The sequence below is a fragment of the Pseudomonas sp. HMWF006 genome, assembly GCF_003061205.1.
In the GTDB taxonomy this organism is placed as follows: Bacteria; Pseudomonadota; Gammaproteobacteria; order Pseudomonadales; family Pseudomonadaceae; genus Aquipseudomonas; species Aquipseudomonas monsensis.
Map to the genome: position 1 here is coordinate 3,038 of NZ_QAIU01000374.1, position 3,731 is coordinate 6,768.

5 protein-coding genes are annotated in these 3,731 nt (G+C 64.4%); all 5 read right to left on the reverse strand.

Annotated features, from left to right (window positions below):
• The coding region (locus DBR24_RS32260; protein ID WP_371921293.1) for a hypothetical protein at positions 1–82 on the reverse strand (82 nt) is incomplete at its 3' end.
• Entirely contained in the window at positions 79–1,071 is a 993-nt protein-coding gene (gene cobD / locus DBR24_RS15235; protein WP_128615174.1) for a threonine-phosphate decarboxylase CobD, read from the reverse strand. The genes DBR24_RS32260 and cobD, both read right to left, overlap by 4 nt.
• A complete protein-coding gene (gene cbiB, locus DBR24_RS15240) occupies positions 1,064–1,972 on the reverse strand; it encodes an adenosylcobinamide-phosphate synthase CbiB (protein WP_128615175.1) in 909 nt (302 codons plus the stop codon). The genes cobD and cbiB overlap by 8 nt, the downstream gene beginning before the upstream one ends.
• A complete protein-coding gene (gene bluB / locus DBR24_RS15245) occupies positions 1,969–2,619 on the reverse strand; it encodes a 5,6-dimethylbenzimidazole synthase (RefSeq protein ID WP_128615176.1) in 651 nt (216 codons plus the stop codon). Before bluB ends, cbiB begins: the two co-directional genes overlap by 4 nt.
• Before the next feature lie 47 nt (positions 2,620–2,666).
• The coding region (locus DBR24_RS15250) for a cobyrinate a,c-diamide synthase (RefSeq protein ID WP_256591503.1) at positions 2,667–3,731 on the reverse strand (1,065 nt) is incomplete at its 5' end.

The following is a 3,731-nucleotide window of genomic DNA, read 5'->3' on the forward strand; positions in this document are numbered from 1 at the left end:
GGGTCGCCCAGCGGCACAGCGCTGTCACCAGCGTGCTTTTGCCGGCGTCGGAAGTGGTGCCCTGCACCATCAGGGTGGTCATTTCGATTCCTTGGTAAAGGCTTGTAGCGCTTTTTCGAGCCGCGCCTCTTCAGCCGCGTCGGCGGGCAGGCCGAGACGCAGACTGCTGTTGTGGGTGAAGAGACGCAGGAGAATGCCGCGGCGGGCCATGAATTCATGCAACGTCGCCGCATGCTCGGTGCTCAGCCACTGGAACAGTGCGCAACCACCCTGCGGCTTGAAACCATAACGCTCAAGCAACGAGACCAGGCGCTCGCTGGCTTCGTCGCTGCGAATGCGTTGACGTGTATGACCTTCAGTGTCTTGCAGACAGGCCTGCCCGAGCACCCGCGTCGGTCCACTGACGGCCCACGGCCCGACCTGTTCGGCGAGCAATCGGAGCAGCCTGCGTTCGGCCAGGACAAAGCCGAGGCGAACGCCGGCCAGACCAAAAAACTTGCCGAACGAACGCAAGACAATCAGACCGACCAGATGAGTGTGCGCGGCCAGACTCAGCTGCGGCGTGTTGTCCATGAACGCCTCATCGACCACCAGCCAGCCGCCACGCTGGGCGAGCCGCGCGTGCCAGTCGAGCAGACGCGCCGGGGGCAGGCTCAGGCCGGTCGGATTGTTCGGATTGACCACCACCAGCACATCGAGGCTGTCGAGAAAAAACTCGACTTCCTGTTCCAGCACTTCGCGCACGATATAGCCGCTGCGCCGCCACGCTTCGGCGTGTTCGGCATAACACGGCGACAACACACCGACCTTGCCGGCACGGCGCAAACGCGGCAACAACTGGATGGCCATCTGCGAACCGGCCACCGGCAATACCTGCGGTGCGCCATAGTAGTCGCACGCGGCCTGCTCCAGACCGTCATCGGTTTCCGGCAGGCGCGCCCAGGCGCGCAGCGGAATCGCCGGGACCGGAAACGGCCACGGCGCCAGACCGCTGGACAGATCGAGCCAGTCGGCCTCGGCGATACCGTAATCGAGTGCAGCCTTGCGCAGCCGGCCACCGTGCTCAAGCATAGAATTCAGCCCCCACGCAGAGAATCAGCAGCCATAACCATACCCCGCGCTGGACCAATTGCCAGCCGCGATCAATGGAATCGGCATCGGCCGGCACACCCTCACCGAGTTGTGGACGCTCGTGCAGTTCGCCGTGGTAGATCGCCGGGCCGCCCAGCTCCACGCCCAGCGCACCAGCGCCGGCCGCCATGACCGGGCCAGCGTTGGGGCTGTCCCACTTGGGCGCCTGGCTGCGCCAGCACTTCCAGGCCAGTCGGGTATTGCCGAGCAACGCGTAGGTCAACGCCACCAGACGCGCAGGAATGTAGTTGAGGACGTCGTCGATTTTCGCCGCCGCCCAACCGAAGCGCTCGAAGCGTTCGTTGCGATAGCCCCACATCGCGTCGAGCGTATTGCTCAAACGATAGAGCACCACGCCCGGCGCACCGGCGACGATAAACCAGAACAGCGCGGCGAACACCGCGTCGCTGCCGTTTTCCAGCACCGATTCGGTGGCGGCGCGAGCGACGGCGGTGCTGTCCAGTTCACAGGTCTGGCGGCTGACCAGATAGCCGACGCGCTGGCGCGCCTCTTCCAGATCATCGCTGCGCAGGGCTTTGGCTACGGGCTCGACGTGTTCGCCAAGACTGCGCATGCCGAGGGCGCAATACAGCGCGAGAATCTCGACGATCCAGCCCACGTACGGCGCCCAGGAAAACGCGGTGGCGAGCAGCGTCAGCGGCAGCACGGCGATCACCCACGCGGTGACCCCATGGCTGCGCCAGCCGCGCCCGCCCGCATTGAAACGTTGCTCGATGCGCCCGGCGAAATTGCCGAACGCCACCAGCGGATGCCAGCGTTTCGGTTCACCCAGCAGCGCATCCAGCGCCACGGCGGCGACACTCAACAACGCCACACTCATTGACTCACTCCCCAAAAATTTTCAAACAGCAACTCATTCAGCGGACGCGCCTGCGCCCACCCTTCGAGGACCAGCATCGGTGCCGGATAGAATGCCTTGACCGGCCCCAGACACAACACCGCCAGCGGCTTGGCCCCGGCCGGCAGTTGCAGCAGATCGGCCAGCGCCTGCGGTTCGAACAGCGACACCCAGCCCATGCCCAGGCCTTCGGCGCGAGCGGCCAGCCACAGGTTCTGGATCGCACAGGACAACGAGGCCATGTCCATTTCCGGCAACGTGCGGCGACCGAAAATATGTTTTTCGCGATCGTCCATCAGCGCCGCGACCAACACCTCGGCGCAGTCGTTGATGCCTTCGACCTTGAGCTTCATGAACTCATCGCTGCGCTCGCCAAGGGCTTCGGCAGTGCGGATGCGTTCTTCTTCCACGAGGTTCTGGATCTGCCCGCGCAAGGTGCGATCACTGATGCGGATGAAGCGCCACGGCTGCATCAGACCGACGCTGGGCGCCTGATGCGCGGCTTCGAGCAGACGGCGCAACAGCTCCGGTTCGACCGTGCCACCGGTGAAGTGACGCATGTCGCGGCGTTCGGCGATGGCTCGATAGACGGCTTGGCGCTCGGCCTCGGTAAATGCGTTGTCGGTCATGGCCTCTTCGCGAGCAAGCTCGCTCCCACATTGGACGGGGTGCTTGCTCAAGAAACGCGATCCCCTGTGGGAGCGAGCTTGCTCGCGAAGGCGGCGTCACGATCTGGCGCAAACAATGCGGCAATCGCAGCAGGATTCGACGGAAAATAAAAGTGCACATACGAAGCCGTCATCCGCCCCTCGCGATAAACCGCCTCGGCCCCGCGTCCGCCATTCGGGCTCAAGCCACGGGCAATCGGTGTCAGCTCAGTGGTGGTCAGCGAATGATGATAGGTGTGGCCGCGCAACGAACCTTCCGGCAGGTCCACCGCTTGCAGCGCCAGTGCCGCCAGACGTTTTTGCATCACCGCATCACCGCGCAGCAGCCCGAGCAGTTCGGCACGGCGGCCTTCGACATCGGTCAACGAATCAAGCAGATAGAGCATGCCGCCACATTCGGCGAGCAACGGCTTGCCGGCCGCATGGTGCGCGCGGATCGCGTCGAGCATTGCGGTGTTTTGCGACAACGCCGCGTGGTGCAGTTCCGGGTAACCGCCGGGCAGATACAGGCTGTCGGCCTCGGGCAATTGCGTGTCGCGGATCGGCGAGAAGAAACTCAACTCGGCGCCCATCGCCCGCAACAGGTCGAGGCTGGCGCCGTAGATAAAGGCAAAGGCTTCATCGCGGGCGACGGCAATGCGCACGCCTTCGAGCAATGGTTCGGCAGTGATCACTTCAGGCGCGGCAAATTCCACGGCCGGTGGCAGCGCTACCTCGCAACTGCTGGCCAATGCTTCGGCGGCCGCGTCGAGACGCAGATCCAGGTCATTGAGCTCACTGGCCTGCACCAGACCGAGGTGCCGGCTCGGCAACTCGATTCCGGTTTCGCGGGAAAGCGCGCCGTACCAGCGCAGGCCTTCCGTGAGGCTGCCTTCGAGCAATTGCGCGTGACGCAAGGTGCCGACGCGGTTGGCCAGCACGCCGGCGAACGGTAGATCCGGTTGATACTTCGCCAAGCCCAGCGCCAACGCACCGAAAGTCTGCGCCATCGCGGTGCCGTCGATCACGCCAAGTACCGGCACGCCAAAATGCCGCGCCAGATCGGCGCTTGATGGCGTGCCGTCGAACAGGCC